The sequence below is a fragment of the Brevibacillus soli genome (assembly GCF_044759095.2).
Classification (GTDB): domain Bacteria; phylum Bacillota; class Bacilli; order Brevibacillales; family Brevibacillaceae; genus JBIYSM02.
The window spans coordinates 30,302-47,656 of record NZ_JBIYSM020000026.1; the positions used below are offsets into that span (position 1 = coordinate 30,302).

The following is a 17,355-nucleotide window of genomic DNA, read 5'->3' on the forward strand; positions in this document are numbered from 1 at the left end:
TGGAGAGCTTTGGTTCGTTTGAGTCTTTTTGAAGCTGTTGTACCCTTTTTGCAAAGCAGGGGATTTTGACTTCTCGACTTTGTCTTTACGACCTTTACGTACCAATTGGTTCATTGTAGGCATGGATGTTACCTCCCTTCTTATTATCCAGTTTAAGACCACAGATCCAGGTGAGTCATTTTTGGGTCAAATAGAAAGTTCTTGTCAGACAAACCGCCTGCGCGATCTGCCAACAAAAACATCGTTAACCACTTTTTTTGATCGCGGCTGTTGCCGCTCCCACTTCAATTCCGCACGCTTTGCCAAGTCGGCGCATGGAATCGACGTAGATGACTGGCACACCCTTCTCCTTGCAAAGGAGCGCGACTTTTTGCGTCAGACGCTTATCGGCATCCTCAGCGATAAACACGGTGTCGACCTGTTGGTTCTCCACTGCCTTTATCGTCTGTTTCACACCGATTGTCAGCTCCTTGGCCCGCTCTACTTTTTCATAAGACATGAGTTTCATATCCTCCAAAGTACAGAGTATCAGGCACACTTGAATATAATATCAGCTGGGCGTGTTGATGTCAACTCGAAATCTAAAAATACGTGCCCGCGCGAAGGCGGGCACGTGGTTGCTTCTCTTACTCTACCGAAACAGCTTCGCGTTCTTCCTGGTTTTGATTCGCTTGCGCTTCGAATTCTGCGCGGGTCTGTACCTTGGTGTTGCGGTAGCGCGCCATACCGGTCCCTGCTGGGACAAGTTTTCCGATAATGACGTTTTCCTTGAGACCTAGCAGGCGGTCTACCTTGCCCTTGATTGCGGCATCGGTCAGGACGCGAGTGGTCTCCTGGAAGGACGCTGCCGACAGGAAGGAATCTGTCTCCAGCGACGCCTTGGTAATCCCGAGCAGGACCGGACGGCCGACTGCCGGATTTTTGCCTTCCATGAGTACCTTGGCGTTCGCTTGTTCGAACTCCGGCACTTCCACGTAAGAGCCCGGCAGGAGATCGGTATCGCCGCTGTCGATGACGCGCAGCTTGCGGAGCATCTGGCGAATCATGACCTCGACGTGCTTGTCGTTGATTTCTACCCCCTGCATGCGGTAAACCTTTTGTACCTCTTGCAGGATGTAGTTGGATACGCCGCGCATGCCGCGCACCTTGAGCATCTCCTTCGGATCCACGGAACCCTCAGTCAACTCGTCACCCGCATTCAGCTTGGTGCCGACAGACACCTTGATGCGGGAGCCGTACGGAACAGCGTACACCTTGTTTTCCGCTTCGCCGCGGACTTCGATTTCTCGGCGGTCTTTGCCTTCGCGAATGTCTACAACTTCCCCGTCGATTTCGGAGATGACCGCCTGCCCCTTCGGATTGCGCGCTTCAAACAGCTCTTGAATACGCGGCAAACCTTGGGTAATGTCGTCTCCGGCAACCCCGCCGGTGTGGAACGTACGCATCGTCAGCTGGGTACCCGGTTCACCGATGGACTGAGCTGCAATAATACCAACCGCTTCGCCGATTTCCACCTCGGCGCCTGTCGCCAGGTTGCGTCCATAGCATCGTTTGCAGACACCGTGGCTGGTGCGGCAAGCCAGAACGTTGCGGATGTATACTTCCTTGATGCCCAGTTTTTCGATGTATTCCGCTACCTCTTCCGTGATCTCCTCGTTGCGGCCGACAATCACTTCGCCCGTCTCCGGATGGCGAACGGTTTCGAAGCAGGTGCGGCCGGTCAGGCGGTCGGAGAGTTTCTCGATCTCTTCTTTTCCGTCTTTGATCGCCGTAACGCGGATGCCTTTATCCGTTCCGCAATCTTCTTCGCGGACAATCACATCCTGGGCAACGTCGACGAGACGGCGGGTCAGGTAACCGGAATCTGCCGTACGCAGCGCGGTATCGGCCAAACCTTTACGGGCACCGTGTGTGGAAATAAAGTACTCCAATACGGTCAGACCTTCACGGAAGTTGGATTTAATCGGCAACTCGATGATCCGTCCGGACGGGTTCGCCATCAGACCGCGCATACCTGCCAGCTGGGTAATCTGTGACACGTTACCGCGGGCACCGGAGTTGGCCATCATGAAAATCGCGTTGAACTTATCCATGGACTTCATCAAGACGTCGGTTACTTCGTCCTTCGCCTTGGACCAGATGGAGATGACCCGGTCATAGCGCTCGTCTTCGGTAATCAGACCGCGGCGGTACTGCGTCATGACGGTTGCTACCTTTTCATCCGCCGCATCGAGAATCTCTTTTTTCTTCTCCGGAACCACGATGTCGGCAACGGCAATCGTGATGCCTGCTTTGGTCGAGTACATAAACCCAAGTTCCTTGATCTTGTCGAGGATCATGGACGTTTGCATCGTGCCAAAACGACGGAAGCACTCGGAAATGATCGTTCCGAGGAAGCCTTTCTTCACAGCTCCCTGGTCAGGCAGTTTCTTAATAAATTCTTTTACGTTCGTACCTTTTTCGAAGATGAAGTACTCGTTTGGCACGCCGTTTTGCAGGTTTCCTTTGGTCGGAACGTTGATGTACGGCAGTTCCGGCGGGAAGATCTCGTTGAAGATCAATTTACCCACGGTCGTTACCAGCAAAGCCTGCTTCTGCTCTTCGGTAAAGGAAGTTTTATTCAAGCTTTTCGTCGGGACAGCAATCCGTGTATGCAGGCTGATGAAGCCTTGTTGGTAAGCGGCAATCGCATCGTGCGGATCACGGTAAACGCTGCCTTCGCCTCTGTCGCCTTCGCGTTCCAGAGTGAGGTAGTACGAGCCGAGTACCATGTCCTGGGACGGAGTAACGACCGGCTTCCCGTCTTTCGGGTTCAAAATGTTTTGCGCTGCCAGCATGAGAATGCGCGCTTCTGCTTGCGCCTCAGCCGAGAGCGGAACGTGAACAGCCATCTGGTCACCGTCAAAGTCCGCATTGTACGCGGTACATACGAGCGGGTGCAGGCGGATGGCGCGGCCTTCTACGAGAACCGGCTCAAACGCCTGAATACCGAGACGGTGCAGTGTGGGGGCGCGGTTGAGAAGTACCGGATGCTCGCGAATCACGTCTTCAAGTACGTCCCATACCTCAGGCTGAACGCGTTCCACTTTGCGCTTGGCGCTCTTGATGTTATGGGCCAGCCCTTTTGCCACCAGTTCTTTCATGACGAACGGCTTGAACAGTTCCAGCGCCATCTCTTTCGGCAGACCGCACTGATACATTTTCAGGTTGGGGCCGACGACGATAACGGAACGGCCGGAGTAGTCCACACGCTTACCCAGCAGGTTTTGACGGAAACGACCTTGCTTACCCTTCAGCATGTGGCTCAAGGATTTGAGCGGGCGGTTACCCGGACCGGTAACCGGTCGGCCGCGGCGTCCGTTGTCGATCAGAGCGTCGACTGCTTCCTGCAGCATGCGCTTTTCGTTCTGTACGATAATGTCCGGCGCTCCCAGTTCCAGGAGGCGCTTCAGACGATTGTTACGGTTGATTACCCGTCGGTACAGGTCGTTCAAGTCGGACGTGGCAAAGCGTCCGCCGTCCAGCTGAACCATTGGACGCAGTTCCGGTGGAATAACCGGCAGAACATCCATGACCATCCATTCAGGACGGTTTCCGGAGTTGCGGAATGCCTCGAGCACTTCCAGGCGCTTAATGGCGCGGTTGCGGCGTTGGCCCTGTGCCGTCTTCAGCTCTTCCTTCAAAAAGTCTACTTCTTTGTCCAGGTCAATTTCCGCGAGCAGGCGCTTGATTGCCTCTGCCCCCATCATCGCCTGGAAGGAGTACCCGTACTTTTCACGGTAGTTGCGGTATTCCTTCTCAGACAGGAGCTGTTTTTTATCCAGCGGGGTGTCACCCGGATCGGTTACCACATAAGAAGCAAAGTAGATGACTTCCTCGAGCGAGCGGGGAGACATGTCAAGGACGAGTCCCATGCGGCTCGGGATGCCTTTGAAGTACCAGATGTGAGAGACGGGGGCAGCCAGTTCAATGTGCCCCATCCGTTCACGACGAACCTTGGCGCGGGTCACTTCAACGCCGCAGCGATCGCACACAACGCCTTTGTAACGAACGCGCTTGTACTTTCCGCAATGGCACTCCCAGTCCTTGGTCGGACCGAAGATGCGCTCGCAGAACAACCCGTCCTTTTCCGGTTTCAACGTACGGTAGTTGATTGTTTCAGGCTTTTTCACTTCCCCGAAAGACCAAGAGCGGATCTTGTCCGGGGAAGCCAAACCAATCTTCATGTATTCGAAATTGTTAACGTCTATCACAGGGCGTTACCTCCCTTTGTACCGGAATCTTACTCTTCGTCCAAGCTTCCACCTTCAAGCACGAGATTCAGCTTTTCGCCTGTTCCCTCGTCCTCGTCTTCCATTTCGCGCATTTCGATTTCCTGCTCGTCTTCAGACAGGATCTTCACATCCATACCCAAGCTTTGCAGTTCCTTGATCAGAACCTTAAACGATTCAGGAACGCCGGGCTCCGGTACGTTTTCGCCCTTGACGATCGCTTCGTAGGTTTTCACGCGGCCCACGACGTCGTCGGATTTGACGGTGAGGATCTCTTGCAAGGTGTAGGCTGCACCGTAAGCTTCCAGTGCCCAAACCTCCATCTCCCCGAAACGCTGACCGCCGAACTGCGCTTTACCGCCCAGCGGCTGCTGCGTAACGAGCGAGTAAGGACCAGTGGAACGAGCGTGGATTTTGTCGTCAACCAAGTGAGCCAGCTTCAGCATGTACACGCAACCGACTGTCACGCGGCGGTCAAACGGCTCACCGGTACGACCGTCGTACAAGATGGTTTTCCCGTCGCGGTCCAGACCTGCTTCTTCCAGAGTCTTGAAGACGTCCTCTTGTCGGGCGCCGTCAAAGACCGGTGTTGCCACGTGGATACCCAGCATTTTCGCCGCCATACCCAAGTGGGTTTCCAATACCTGACCGATGTTCATCCGGGACGGTACGCCCAATGGGTTGAGGACGATTTCAACTGGAGAACCATCCGGCAGGAACGGCATATCCTCTTCCGGCATGATCCGGGCGATAACCCCTTTGTTACCGTGGCGGCCCGCCATCTTGTCGCCGACAGAGATCTTCCGTTTTTGCGCAATGTACACACGTACCAGCTGGTTAACGCCTGGCGGCAATTCGTCGCCGTTGTCGCGGGTAAATACTTTTACATCGACAACGATTCCGGAACCGCCGTGCGGTACGCGCAGGGACGTATCGCGCACTTCACGCGCTTTCTCTCCGAAGATCGCGTGCAGGAGGCGTTCTTCCGCCGTCAGCTCGGTTACTCCTTTCGGCGTTACCTTACCGACGAGGATGTCGCCGTCCTGAATCTCCGCACCAACGCGAACGATACCGCGTTCGTCGAGGTTTTTCAGCGCGTCTTCGCCCACGTTTGGAATGTCGCGGGTGATTTCTTCCGGCCCCAGCTTCGTATCGCGGGCTTCGGACTCGTATTCTTCAATGTGGATAGACGTATACACGTCATCTTTGACCAGTTTTTCGCTCAGCAGGATGGCGTCTTCGTAGTTGTAACCTTCCCAGGTCATAAACGCTACGATGACGTTGCGGCCCAGCGCCAATTCGCCCTTCTCGGTGGACGGTCCGTCCCCGATGATGTCACCCGGCTCAACCCAGTCGCCTTTTTTCACGATCGGGCGCTGGTTGATGCAGGTACCCTGGTTGGAGCGAATGAATTTGTGCAGCTTGTATTTGTCGATGTCACCGGCTACTTTTTTGCCGTCGATTTCCTTATAGCGGCGAACCCAGATTTCACGCGCTGTTACACGCTCAACCTGCCCCGGCCATTTCGCCACGATGGCAACGCCGGAGTCTTGAGCGGCTTTGTGCTCCATTCCGGTACCGACGAACGGCGCTTGCGGAATCAAAAGCGGAACGGCTTGACGCTGCATGTTCGATCCCATCAGGGCGCGGTTCGCGTCGTCGTTTTCCAGGAACGGAATCAACGCAGTCGCTACGGACACAACCTGTTTTGGGGAAACGTCCATGTAGTCGACCTTGTCGCGCGGTACGCTCAGGATCTCGCCTTTGCGGCGGCAGATTACCATTTCGTTGACAAAACGTCCCTCTTCGTCGAGCGGCTGGTTGGCCTGCGCCACGTTGTAGACGTCTTCTTCGTCCGCCGTCAGGTAGACGATTTCGTCCAAAACGCAACCTGTCTCCGGATCCACTTTACGACGAGGCGTTTCAATGAAACCGTAATCGTTGATGCGCGCATAGGTAGACAGAGAGTTGATCAAACCGATGTTTGGACCCTCCGGCGTCTCAATCGGACACATGCGGCCGTAGTGAGAGTGGTGAACGTCGCGCACTTCGAACCCGGCGCGCTCACGCGTCAAACCACCCGGACCGAGTGCGGAGAGACGGCGTTTATGCGTCAGCTCTGCCAGCGGGTTGGTTTGGTCCATGAACTGGGAGAGCTGGGAGCTTCCGAAGAACTCCTTGATCGCCGCGATGACCGGACGGATGTTGATCAACGCTTGCGGCGTAATCTGGTTTTGATCCTGAATGGACATACGCTCGCGCACCACGCGCTCCATGCGGGAAAGACCGATGCGGAACTGATTCTGCAAGAGTTCCCCGACGGAACGAAGACGACGGTTGCCCAGATGGTCGATGTCGTCCGTGTTTCCTACGCCGTGCAGCAGGTTAATGAAGTAGTTGATCGCAGCCACGATGTCGGCCGGCGTAATGTGTTTGACCGATTTGTCTACATTTCCGTTGCCGATGACTTTGATAATCTTGCCGTCTTCGTTCGGCGAGAAGATATTGATGGACTGAAGACGTATCGAGTCTTCTTCCAGAACGCCGCCGTGGGTGCGAACGTCGATGAACCCGACGCTCTCTTCCAGTGCCGGCAAAATGCGATCCATGATCCGGCGGTCAATAATTTGACCAGCTTCGGCAATGATTTCGCCTGTTGTCGTGTCGACCAGCGTTTCAGCCAGGCGTTGGTTGTACAGACGGCTTTTAATATGAAGCTTTTTGTTCATTTTGTATCGACCGACGGAAGCGAGGTCGTACCGCTTCGGATCAAAGAAGCGGGAAACAAGCAGGCTCTTCGCGTTGTCAACCGTCGGCGGTTCCCCTGGACGGAGACGCTCGTAGATTTCAATCAACGCTTTTTCCGTAGAGTCGGTGTTGTCTTTTTCCAGCGTGTTTTTAATGTACTCGTCCTCACCGAGAAGATTGAGAATCTCCACGTCAGAACTGAAGCCAAGCGCACGCAAAAGAACCGTTACCGGGATTTTGCGGGTACGGTCGATACGCACGTAGATGACGTCTTTCGCATCGGTTTCCAGCTCCAGCCATGCGCCGCGGTTCGGAATCACGGTAGCGGTAAACGTCTGTTTACCGTTTTTATCTACTTTGTTGTTGTAGTACACACTTGGGGAACGAACAAGCTGGCTGACGATGACGCGCTCAGCTCCGTTGATAATGAAGGTTCCCGTTTCCGTCATGAGCGGGAAGTCACCCATGAAGACCTCTTGTTCCTTCACTTCACCCGTCTCTTTGTTTAACAAACGAACTTTTACCCGCAGAGGTGCCGCATAGGTAACGTCACGCTCTTTCGATTCATCAACATCATATTTGGGTTCGCCCAAGCTGTAGTCGATGAACTCAAGAACAAGGTTCCCCGTAAAGTCTTGAATTGGCGAAATATCTTGGAACATTTCGCGCAGCCCTTCGTCCAAGAACCATTGGTAGGATTTTTGCTGAATCTCAATGAGATTTGGAAGACCCAGCACCTCGTTAATACGTGAATACGTACGACGCTGGCGGTGTCGGCCGCTTTGAATCAACTTACCTGCCAACTCATTCACCCCTCATGTTGTGTTTGCACACAAAATAAAAATGGGTTAAACCAGTAACACCATTTTTAACCCAGAGAATCTCTATTTTAAAAGAATTCCCATCTTTTTACACCAGCATTCCTCCTTTTTTGACAAAAAAGAAGAAAAACGCTTGACAAACAGGAAACCCTTCAAATTAGACAATAATCCCATATTGACATTTTATAATGCTATCACAACCAAAAATTTACGTCAAGGGATTTGTTTTCGGAATGCAAGACTTATTTACGCGCTTTGAAGATGAAGTAACCTTTGCTCCGCTCTACCTCTTCTACTTCCGCATACGTTTCCTGCAGCTTTTTCAGAGCAGAAGGCGCTCCCTGCTTCTTCTGGATGACCACCCACAAGTGGCCGCCCTCTTTCAGCCGCTGATGCCCCTCTGTAAAAATGCGGTGGACGATCTCTTTGCCGGCCCGAATTGGCGGGTTTGTCAAAATGACGTCAAATTGTTTGTCCGAAACGGCGCTGTAGACGTCACTGACGAGAATGTTGACGTTTTGGATGCCGTTTGCTGCAGCATTCCTGCGAGCCAGCTCAACGGCCCGTTCATTCACATCGATCATGGTGACGTGTCCCCTCTCAGCCAGCCTGGCAGCCGTCAGTCCAATCGGCCCGTATCCGCATCCCACGTCCAGAACATCGGCGTCGCTCGCAATCTCCATCGTTTCGATCAACAGCACGCTGCCAAAATCAATCCGGTCACGGGAAAAAACCCCGGCGTCGGTGACAAACCGCAGTTGGAACCCGCGGAGCTCAAAGGTAAATTCCCGCTCGTCATGCGGTACGGCGGGGCGGCTGGTGTAGTAATGATCCGACAAGAGTCATCCACCTTTCCGAAAATTACCCACCCGGCTTAAGCTATCGCTCTTCCCACTCGGCGTTCGCTAGGCTCCACCCACCCGATCATAGCATTCGCTGGGTCGGGCGGGGCCCAGTATGTGCCGAGCGGGGGCCATGCTGCGCCGGGCGGGGCCCCTAACCCTATTCAAGGGGCTGTTCCTAGGATGTACAGAAAAACCCCCTGCCACCGGCAAGGGGATATTTCCGCTCTGAAGCAAACTTACTTGATTTCTACAGTTGCGCCTGCTTCTTCGAGTTTTGCTTTCAGGGATTCCGCTTCTTCTTTGGACACGCCTTCTTTGAGTGTCTTCGGAGCGTTGTCTACCAGGTCTTTTGCTTCTTTCAGACCAAGACCAGTCAGCTCGCGAACAACTTTGATTACGTTGATTTTGGAAGCGCCGCCGCTTACCAGGTTTACAGTGAACTCAGTTTGCTCAGCAACCGCTTCAGCAGCACCGCCGCCAGCAACTACAGCTACAGGAGCAGCAGCAGTTACGCCGAATTCTTCTTCAATTGCTTTTACCAGATCGTTCAGTTCGAGAACGGACATGCCTTTAATCGCTTCCAGGATTTGCTCTTTGCTCATTTTCATATCCTCCCATTCAAGGAAATTTAGTAGATGATACTGTTCGTTACCCAGCTAGGCGATTACGCGCCTTGGCCTTCTTTTTGCTCTGCAACCGCCTTGACTGCGAGCGCGAAGTTGCGCATCGGAGCTTGCAGTACGCTGAGGAGCATGGACAGGAGACCTTCGCGGGAAGGCAGGGTTGCCAGCGCTTGGATTTGAGCCGGGCCAACAACTTTCCCTTCGATCACACCGCCCTTGATTTCCAGCTTTTCGTTCTTCTTCGCGAAGTCAGCCAGAATTTTCGCCGGAGCGACGACATCGTCTTTGGAGAACGCGATTGCGTTTGGACCGGTCAGGTACTGATCCAGTTCACTCAGGTTCTCTTTCGCAGTGGCGAGACGAGTCAGGGTGTTTTTCAGAACCACGAATTCAACGCCTGCTTCACGCAGTTGTTTGCGGAGTTCAGTTACTTGCGCTACAGTCAGACCGCGGTAGTCAGCCACAACAGTGGTTTGGCTTTCACGGAGCTTCGCAGCGATTTCATTCACCGCTTGTACTTTTTCTTCACGAATAACGGTTGGACGAATTTCTGCCATTGTTTACACCTCCCGTGCTCTATCCTTGAAAAAAGAAGAATGCCCTCGCAGACATACGAGGGCATAATGTTCTATCGCAAAGGAAAAGCACGCTTTCCTTGTCAATTCCATTACACGCCTCGGAGGGATATTAAGCTTCACTCTTTTCAAGAGTTCCGCACCTTCTGTCTACGGCATGACAATATTCTTTTCATCAACAGGCACTATCTTAACAACTTCCCAAAAGGAAGTCAAGTGTCATTATTTTACAGCGACGCGTACGCCAGGACCCATCGTGGAGCTGATGGATACGTTTTTCATGTACACGCCTTTTGCTGCAGCCGGTTTCGCACGGTTCAGCGCTTCGGTCAATGCAGCCAGGTTTTCAGCCAGCTTTTCGGTATCGAAGGATACTTTACCGATCGGAGCGTGGATGTTACCTGCTTTGTCAACGCGGTACTCGATTTTACCCGCTTTGATTTCGTTAACGGCTTTGGTCACGTCGAACGTAACGGTACCTGTTTTCGGGTTTGGCATGAGGCCTTTTGGACCGAGTACACGACCCAGTTTACCTACTTCACCCATCATGTCAGGCGTAGCTACTACGACGTCAAAATCGAACCAGCCGCCTTGGATTTTTGCAATCATGTCTGCATCGCCGACGTAGTCAGCGCCTGCAGCTTCTGCTTCTTTCGCCTTCTCGCCTTTTGCGAATACGAGAACGCGTTGAACTTTACCGGTACCGTGCGGCAGCACAACAGCACCACGAATTTGTTGGTCAGCACGTTTCGGGTCTACACCCAAACGGAATGCTGCTTCAACGGTTTCATCGAACTTGGCGGAAGCCGCCTTTTTCACGAGTTCGATACCTTCCGTTACCTCGTATACTTTGTTTTTATCGATCAACTTGGCAGCTTCTTGATACTTCTTGCCGTGTTTTGCCATTTTTTCAAATCTCCCTTCAATGTGGTCGTAGCGGTTTCATCCTCCCACAAACAAGGGGCACATTGTCTGTACCCCCTCACAACACAACCATTAGTCTTCGATCACGATACCCATGGAACGAGCAGTACCCTCGATCATGCGCATAGCTGCTTCTACATCAGCCGCATTCAGGTCAGGACGCTTCAGTTCCGCGATTTCGCGAACCTTGTCGCGCTTCAGGGTAGCTACCTTCGTCTTGTTCGGTACACCGGAGCCAGACTCGATACCAGCAGCTTTTTTCAACAGAACAGCTGCAGGCGGAGTCTTCGTGATGAAGGTGAAGGAACGGTCTTCATAAACCGTAATTTCAACCGGAATGATCATTCCAACTTCGCTTTCTGTACGAGCGTTGAACTCTTTACAGAAACCCATGATGTTAACACCAGCTTGACCGAGAGCCGGACCTACTGGAGGTGCAGGATTCGCTTTACCTGCCGGGATTTGTAGTTTAATTACGCGGATAACCTTCTTAGCCACGTAAGACACCTCCTTACTTCAAATGTGGTATTGCGGGGGCGCGCCCCCTCCCACCTATTGACCGAAAGCCTATGTAGACTTTCTAAATGACAGTGAGAGTCGGGAACCCCAGATATCCAAACGGGGATTCCAGAAACAAAATGAAATGTACCACATAGCGCGATACTTTTCAAGATGAATCCTAATCCAATTTTTGAACTTGTGTAAAATCCAGTTCAACCGGTGTTTCGCGACCAAAGATATCCACCAGAACACGAACCTTTTGCCGGTCTGGTTGAATCTCGATGATTTCGCCAGTGCGGTTGGTAAACGGACCATCCGTTACACGGACCATGTCGCGGAGCGCGAAGTCGACTTTGACTTTCGGAAGCTCGAATCCCATCTGACGGAGAATCGTATCCGCCTCTTCCGGACGCAGTGCGGTCGGTTTGGAACCGGCGCCAGTGGATCCGACAAAGCCGGTAACCCCAGGGGTGTTGCGGACCACGTACCAAGAGTCGTCGGTCATCACCATCTCAACAAGGACATACCCAGGAAAAACCTTTTTCGTGACGGTGCGCTTTTTGCCATCCTTTGTCTCTATCTCTTCTTCAGTAGGGACAAGAACGCGGAAGATTTTATCTTCCATGCCCATCGACTCGACACGCTTTTCCAAATTGGTTTTTACCTTGTTTTCATATCCTGAGTAAGTATGAACCACGTACCATGCTTTTTCCATATCCACAAGGACGTTACCCGTCCGTCCCTCCTAGGCTTCAAATTACTTCCCTAAAATCAAATCGATCAAGCGCGAGATCCCCAAGTCAATGGCGAAAAAGAAAATCGCGAGCAGCGTTACCGCAATCAGAACGACGACCGTATAGGTGGTCAGCTCTTTGCGGTTCGGCCAACGGACTTTCTTCAGTTCGGACATGACGTCACCGAAAAACTCGCCAGTGCGGCGAAACCCGGCTCCGATTTTAGCTAGGAAACCCACAGTGCCACCCCCAGACTTCGTCGCATCCATAATTACTTCGTCTCACGATGGACTGTGTGCTTCTTGTCGCGGGAGCAATACTTTTTCAGTTCCACACGCTCAGTTGTCGTGCGCTTGTTCTTCGTGGAGATATAGTTACGCTCACCACACTCGGTGCACGCTAACGTAATGTTTACTCGCATTTATTGCCACCTCCATCTCATTTCAAACCTGCGTTCTTGATACCATGAAGTAAAATAGTACGGGAAAACCGCTACTTTTTCCTGACCATTTCAAAGAAGCAACCATAGATTCATAGTCTATGGCTACCTAAACAAATTTATCACACCGGCATCTTCATGTCAACAAAACGGCTTGACAAGAGAACAGCATTTTGTTCCATTGTTCAAACATTGTTGGAAAATTAAAAAGAGACCCATCGTTTACAAATGAATCTCTCTTCCTTCCAGATATCGTTCCAGCTTACGCTTTACGCGCTGCAGGGCATTGTCGATGGATTTTACGTGTCGCTTCAGCTCTACGGCAATTTGCTGATAGGAACGCCCGTCCAGATAAAGCATGAGCACCTGCCGCTCCAAATCGCTGAGGATCTCGCTCATCTTGCCTTCGATGTCGTCGAACTCTTCACGGTTGATGAAAAGTTCTTCGGGATCCGTGACCTTGGTGCCGCAAATCACATCAAGCAGGGTGCGATCCGAATCTTCGTCGTAAATGGGCTTGTCCAGTGAAACGTAAGAGTTTAGCGGTATATGCTTTTGGCGAGTAGCGGTCTTAATCGCCGTAATAATCTGACGGGTGATGCACAGCTCGGCAAAGGCTTTGAATGACGTGAGTTTGTCTCCTCGAAAATCGCGAATCGACTTGTACAGCCCAATCATGCCTTCCTGCACGATGTCTTCGCGGTCTGCCCCGATCAAGAAATAGGAACGAGCTTTGGCCCGAACGAAGTTCTTGTATTTGTTAATCAGGTATTCAAGGGCTTCGGCATCATTCTCTCTTACCAGGTCGACTACTTCTTCATCGGACATCAGTTCATATTGGGAATGTTTCAATTCCTTGAGGTCCATACTCACGAACGATCCCTCCGCCGACTGATTTCCACGGATTTTCCACAGGCTTTCCACAGATACGGCTATTATACATGAACCCGTAAAAAAGCGTCAACCAAGTCTCACTTATTCCCTTCGCCATTTTTCGAATATTTTCGCTATTTCTTCATCTAACGAGATCCGCTTGGAGAAGCGGTCTTCCCGCGTCTTGTCCACCTGCTGTTTGATTTCTTTCCCTGCGCTTTCTATGTCTAGCAACAACTCCCGGGCTGATTTTCTCAGCGCTCCCTGGCCGAAGATGACACGTTGGGAGGTGTAATCTGACGTCGCTACATAAATTTGTCGATTTTTCTCGTAAAATTGCGAGACCAGTTTTTCAATTTTTTCGTCCGCCGTCTCTTTTTGCGCCGTGTAGTAGATCTCCACCTGGTAATCATTCATCTGTCGACCAATGCCAGGTACGGTGTAAGCGTCAAAGACGATCATCACCTTGATGCCGGAAAAACTCTGATAATCGGCCAGCTTGGAAATAAGAAGGTCGCGCGCGTCGTCCATGCGATCCTGGTCTTTGAGCGCGCGCAAATCGGGCCAGGCCCCAATGATGTTGTAGCCATCGACGATCAACAGCTGTTTTGCCTTCTTTTTTGCCATCTTATTTCACCTTGGCCGGCAGCGGACTCCTTGCGCGATACACTTCGTACATCAAGAGAGCAGCGGCCACAGAGGCGTTCAATGATGTGACTTGCCCTGCCATCGGCAAACGGTAGAGAAAGTCGCAGTTCTCCCGCACCAGGCGGCTGATGCCCTTGCCTTCACTGCCGATGACGATGGCAATCGGCATGCTGTAATCGCCTTCGCGGAAATCCTGCTTCGCGCTGGCGTCCGTTCCGGCCACCCAAACGCCCTGTTCCTTCAGCTCTTCAATCGTCCGAACCAGGTTGGTGACGCGCGCAACCGGCACGTAATTGATGGCGCCCGCCGACGCTTTGGCGACCGTTGCGGTTAGGCTGACCGAGCGCCGTTTCGGAATCACAATGCCGTGAGCCCCCACTGCGTCGGCTGTCCGCATAATGGAACCGAGATTGTGGGGATCCTCCAGCTCGTCCAGCAAAATGAGAAACGGCGCTTCGTTGCGTTCTTTTGCTCTCGCCAGTATATCTTCTACCTCAACGTAATCATAGGCGGCCACAGAGGCAATCACGCCCTGATGATTATCGGTTCCACTGAGCTGGTCAAGCTTTTTGCGATTGGCAGCGGTCACGATAACCCCCTGTTCCTTAGCCAGCGAAAAGACGGGGCCCATCAGGTTTTTGTTCACACCTTCGGCAATCCAGATCTTGTTGATGGTTCGCCCCGAGCGGAGCGCTTCTATCACCGGGTTTTTCCCGACAATCCATTCTTCACTCATGTCCACTTACTCCTTCCACAATCGCAAAGGCCTGCTGCATGATTTCCGCAACACGCTCTTCCCTTCCGCTCAGATAGAGGTAGCCGATCAGCGCCTCAAAAGCTGTGGCGTGCCGATAGTCGATGATGTCCGCGTTTTTCGCCGTTGAACCAGACTTGGCGTTGCGGCCGCGCTTCACCACACCCAACTCTTCTTCCGTCAGTGTCGGCATGAGCGTCAGCAAAATATTCGCCTGCGCTTTTGCCGACACATAACGGTTGGCTTCCTTGTGCAGCTGGTTCGGTTTCACCATGCCGCGGGCGATCAGGTGATATCGCACACAGTGGGCATAGGTGGCGTCACCGAGAAAAGCGAGCACCAGCGGGTTGGTCATTTTGGGATCGCGGGCCAAATCTTCCTTTTGCATATGTTCAGTGGTCCCCTTTTTTATTTGCGACGCCAGCGAACGCCCTGCGGCGTATCTTCCAACACGATGCCTTTGGCGCCAAGCAAATCGCGGATTTCGTCGGCGCGGGCAAAGTTGCGCAACTTGCGCGCTTCCGTCCGCTCGGCAATCAACGCCTCGATTTCGTCGTCCAGAAGCTCATCCTGCTGCTCCAGCTTCAATCCCAGCACACCGGTCAGTTCCAGGAACAGATCGCGATAGGCAATCAGCTGATCTTTCCCGACGTTTTGGTTGCGCATGTAGAGGTTCGCTTCCTTCACCAGGTCGAACAATACGGTAATGGCGTTGGCAGTGTTGAGGTCATCGTCCATTTCCGCGATAAACTTCTCCCGCAGCTCGCGGATGGTTTTCGACTGCTCGTCGGCCAGGCCGTTTGGCTCCTCGGGACGCGCCGTCTCCATGCGGTGCAGCAGATTGGCATACGCGGTGGTGATGCGTTCCAGGCCGTTTGAAGCCTGCTCCAAAAGGTCCTCGCTGAAATTGATGGGCCCGCGGTAGTGACCCAGCAGCATGAAAAAGCGGATCAACTGACCGCCGTACTGCTTTACGAGATCGCGCGTCAAGAGGAAGTTGCCGAGCGACTTGGACATTTTTTCGTTGTTGATGTTCAGCATGCCGTTGTGCAGCCAGTAGCGGGCAAACACCTTGCCGGTAAAGCATTCCGATTGCGCGATCTCGTTTTCGTGATGCGGGAAAACCAGATCGGTTCCCCCTGCATGGATGTCGATTGACTCGCCGAGAAACTTCAGCGCCATCGCCGAGCATTCGATATGCCATCCCGGGCGCCCTTGGCCCCACGGACTATCCCAGTAGATCTCGCCCGGCTTCGCCGCTTTCCAAAGTGCGAAGTCAATGGGACTTTCCTTCTTTTCGCTGACCTCGACCCGAGCGCCCGCCTGCAGGTCGTCCAGAGGCTGATGGGACAGTTTGCCGTACTCGTTGAAGCGGCCGGTGCGGAAATAAACGTCGCCTTCCCTTTCGTACGCATAGCCTTTCTCCATGAGCCCTTCGATAAACTCGATGATCTCTGGTATGGTCTGCATGACGCGCGGCTGAATGTCCGGCGGCAGGACATTGAGGGACTGCAAATCCTCGTTGTAGGCGTCGGTATAGCGATCGGCCACTTCCTTTACGGTCGTACCCTCTTCATTGGCCACTCGAATCAGCTTGTCGTCGACGTCGGTGATATTTTGTACAAATGTGACGTCGAACCCCCGGTACTGCAGATAGCGGCGCAACGTGTCAAACACGATGGCCGGCCGCGCGTTGCCGATGTGGATGTAGTTGTACACGGTGGGGCCGCAAACGTACATTTTTACCTTGCCCGGCTCAAGCGGAACGAAATTTTCCTTCTGTCGTGTCAGCGTATTATAAAATTGAATGCTCATTTTCCTTTTTTTCCTCCTTCAAAGCGTTCAATTCTTTGCGAAGTTGTTCAATTTCGTTCTGCATGTGCCGCATGGCGTCAGCGATCGGGTCAGGTAGGTTGCAGTGATCCAGGTCGTAGGTGATCCGCTTCCCGTCCTGTACAACGATCCTTGCCTTCATGCCGACAACGGTGGAATTGGGCGGGACTTCCTGCAGCACGATGGCGCCGGCTCCGATTTTGGAGTTGTCGCCGATCTTGAACGAGCCCAACACCTTTGCCCCGGTTGCAATAATGACATTGTTGCCCACAGTGGGGTGACGCTTTCCTTTTTCCTTGCCCGTACCGCCGAGGGTAACCCCTTGATAAATGGTGACGTTGTCGCCGATTTCGCATGTTTCCCCGATGACGACTCCCGCTCCGTGGTCAATAAACAGCCCTTTGCCGATGCGAGCGCCCGGATGAATCTCAATCCCCGTGAAGAAGCGCGTTAGTTGGGACACGACCCTGGCCAATGTCAGCCATCCGGCTTTCCACAGCTTGTGCGCGATGCGGTGTCCCCAAATGGCATGCAGGCCGGCATAGGTCAACACAACCTCCAGTGTACTGCGCGCCGCGGGATCCCGCTCAAAAACAGCTTGTATGTCTTCTTTCATCTCTTTTAACATGGTGACACCCCCTGACAAACATTGAGAATTCACATGTAAAAAAGCCGCCTCGCACGCCCTCTTTAATCAGAAGGCGCAGAGACGGCGTACACCGCGGTTCCACTCTGCTTAAATGAACGTGAACAACAGCATCCAGCC

Annotated in this window: 17 protein-coding genes, 1 pseudogene and 2 other annotated features (1 of these 20 running past the window's edge); all 18 genes and pseudogenes read right to left on the reverse strand. The window is 52.8% G+C overall.

The genetic code is table 11. The annotated features are described in order from the left end of the window. A pseudogene (locus tag ACE99V_RS12365) lies at nucleotides 1-123 on the reverse strand (30S ribosomal protein S12); the annotation flags it as partial. A gap of 121 nt (nucleotides 124-244) precedes the next feature. After that, nucleotides 245-499 carry a 50S ribosomal protein L7ae-like protein gene (locus ACE99V_RS12370; protein WP_400491391.1) on the reverse strand — a complete coding sequence of 85 codons (255 nt, stop codon included), beginning with the start codon at nucleotides 497-499 and terminating at the stop codon, nucleotides 245-247. A gap of 127 nt (nucleotides 500-626) precedes the next feature. Then, complete coding sequence (rpoC, locus tag ACE99V_RS12375) at nucleotides 627-4,253, reverse strand: DNA-directed RNA polymerase subunit beta' (RefSeq protein ID WP_400491392.1); 3,627 nt, start codon at nucleotides 4,251-4,253, stop codon at nucleotides 627-629. A 29-nt stretch (nucleotides 4,254-4,282) separates the two neighbouring features. Beyond that, the gene (gene rpoB, locus ACE99V_RS12380) at nucleotides 4,283-7,822 is read right to left on the reverse strand and encodes a DNA-directed RNA polymerase subunit beta (RefSeq protein WP_400491393.1); all 3,540 of its coding nucleotides are present in this window, start codon (nucleotides 7,820-7,822) and stop codon (nucleotides 4,283-4,285) included. 260 nt (nucleotides 7,823-8,082) lie between these two features. After that, a complete protein-coding gene (locus tag ACE99V_RS12385) occupies nucleotides 8,083-8,679 on the reverse strand; it encodes a class I SAM-dependent methyltransferase (protein WP_400491394.1) in 597 nt (198 codons plus the stop codon). A gap of 242 nt (nucleotides 8,680-8,921) precedes the next feature. Next, the gene (rplL, locus tag ACE99V_RS12390; RefSeq protein ID WP_400491395.1) at nucleotides 8,922-9,287 is read right to left on the reverse strand and encodes a 50S ribosomal protein L7/L12; all 366 of its coding nucleotides are present in this window, start codon (nucleotides 9,285-9,287) and stop codon (nucleotides 8,922-8,924) included. A 62-nt stretch (nucleotides 9,288-9,349) separates the two neighbouring features. Further along, nucleotides 9,350-9,865: a 50S ribosomal protein L10 gene (gene rplJ / locus ACE99V_RS12395; protein ID WP_400491396.1), complete on the reverse strand. Its 516-nt coding sequence runs from the start codon at nucleotides 9,863-9,865 to the stop codon at nucleotides 9,350-9,352. Between the two features lie 25 nt (nucleotides 9,866-9,890). Beyond that, nucleotides 9,891-10,057 (reverse strand) — a sequence feature (ribosomal protein L10 leader region). A gap of 48 nt (nucleotides 10,058-10,105) precedes the next feature. Then, nucleotides 10,106-10,789 (reverse strand): 50S ribosomal protein L1, encoded by a 684-nt coding sequence (rplA, locus tag ACE99V_RS12400; RefSeq protein ID WP_400491397.1) that lies wholly within the window; start codon nucleotides 10,787-10,789, stop codon nucleotides 10,106-10,108. Between the two features lie 90 nt (nucleotides 10,790-10,879). Continuing rightward, on the reverse strand, nucleotides 10,880-11,305 hold the full coding sequence (rplK, locus tag ACE99V_RS12405) for a 50S ribosomal protein L11 (RefSeq protein ID WP_400491398.1): 426 nt from the start codon (nucleotides 11,303-11,305) through the stop codon (nucleotides 10,880-10,882). Between the two features lie 181 nt (nucleotides 11,306-11,486). Further along, complete coding sequence (nusG, locus tag ACE99V_RS12410) at nucleotides 11,487-12,023, reverse strand: transcription termination/antitermination protein NusG (protein WP_400491399.1); 537 nt, start codon at nucleotides 12,021-12,023, stop codon at nucleotides 11,487-11,489. 42 nt (nucleotides 12,024-12,065) lie between these two features. Beyond that, nucleotides 12,066-12,314 (reverse strand): preprotein translocase subunit SecE, encoded by a 249-nt coding sequence (gene secE / locus ACE99V_RS12415; RefSeq protein WP_400491423.1) that lies wholly within the window; start codon nucleotides 12,312-12,314, stop codon nucleotides 12,066-12,068. Further along, entirely contained in the window at nucleotides 12,314-12,463 is a 150-nt protein-coding gene (gene rpmG / locus ACE99V_RS12420) for a 50S ribosomal protein L33 (protein WP_400491400.1), read from the reverse strand. The genes secE and rpmG overlap by 1 nt, the downstream gene beginning before the upstream one ends. A 240-nt stretch (nucleotides 12,464-12,703) precedes the next feature. Beyond that, nucleotides 12,704-13,354, reverse strand: coding sequence for an RNA polymerase sporulation sigma factor SigH (gene sigH, locus ACE99V_RS12425; protein WP_400491401.1), 651 nt, complete (start codon nucleotides 13,352-13,354; stop codon nucleotides 12,704-12,706). A 102-nt stretch (nucleotides 13,355-13,456) separates the two neighbouring features. Then, the gene (locus tag ACE99V_RS12430; protein WP_400491402.1) at nucleotides 13,457-13,981 is read right to left on the reverse strand and encodes an NYN domain-containing protein; all 525 of its coding nucleotides are present in this window, start codon (nucleotides 13,979-13,981) and stop codon (nucleotides 13,457-13,459) included. A 1-nt stretch (nucleotide 13,982) separates the two neighbouring features. Further along, nucleotides 13,983-14,738: a 23S rRNA (guanosine(2251)-2'-O)-methyltransferase RlmB gene (rlmB, locus tag ACE99V_RS12435; protein WP_400491403.1), complete on the reverse strand. Its 756-nt coding sequence runs from the start codon at nucleotides 14,736-14,738 to the stop codon at nucleotides 13,983-13,985. Beyond that, on the reverse strand, nucleotides 14,731-15,144 hold the full coding sequence (locus tag ACE99V_RS12440) for a Mini-ribonuclease 3 (RefSeq protein WP_400491405.1): 414 nt from the start codon (nucleotides 15,142-15,144) through the stop codon (nucleotides 14,731-14,733). The genes rlmB and ACE99V_RS12440 overlap by 8 nt, the downstream gene beginning before the upstream one ends. A 20-nt stretch (nucleotides 15,145-15,164) precedes the next feature. Beyond that, the gene (cysS, locus tag ACE99V_RS12445; protein ID WP_400491407.1) at nucleotides 15,165-16,571 is read right to left on the reverse strand and encodes a cysteine--tRNA ligase; all 1,407 of its coding nucleotides are present in this window, start codon (nucleotides 16,569-16,571) and stop codon (nucleotides 15,165-15,167) included. Continuing rightward, nucleotides 16,552-17,235, reverse strand: coding sequence for a serine O-acetyltransferase (cysE, locus tag ACE99V_RS12450; RefSeq protein WP_400491424.1), 684 nt, complete (start codon nucleotides 17,233-17,235; stop codon nucleotides 16,552-16,554). Before cysE ends, cysS begins: the two co-directional genes overlap by 20 nt. 56 nt (nucleotides 17,236-17,291) lie before the next feature. After that, nucleotides 17,292-17,355 (reverse strand) — a binding site (T-box leader) (it continues 192 nt past the right edge of the window).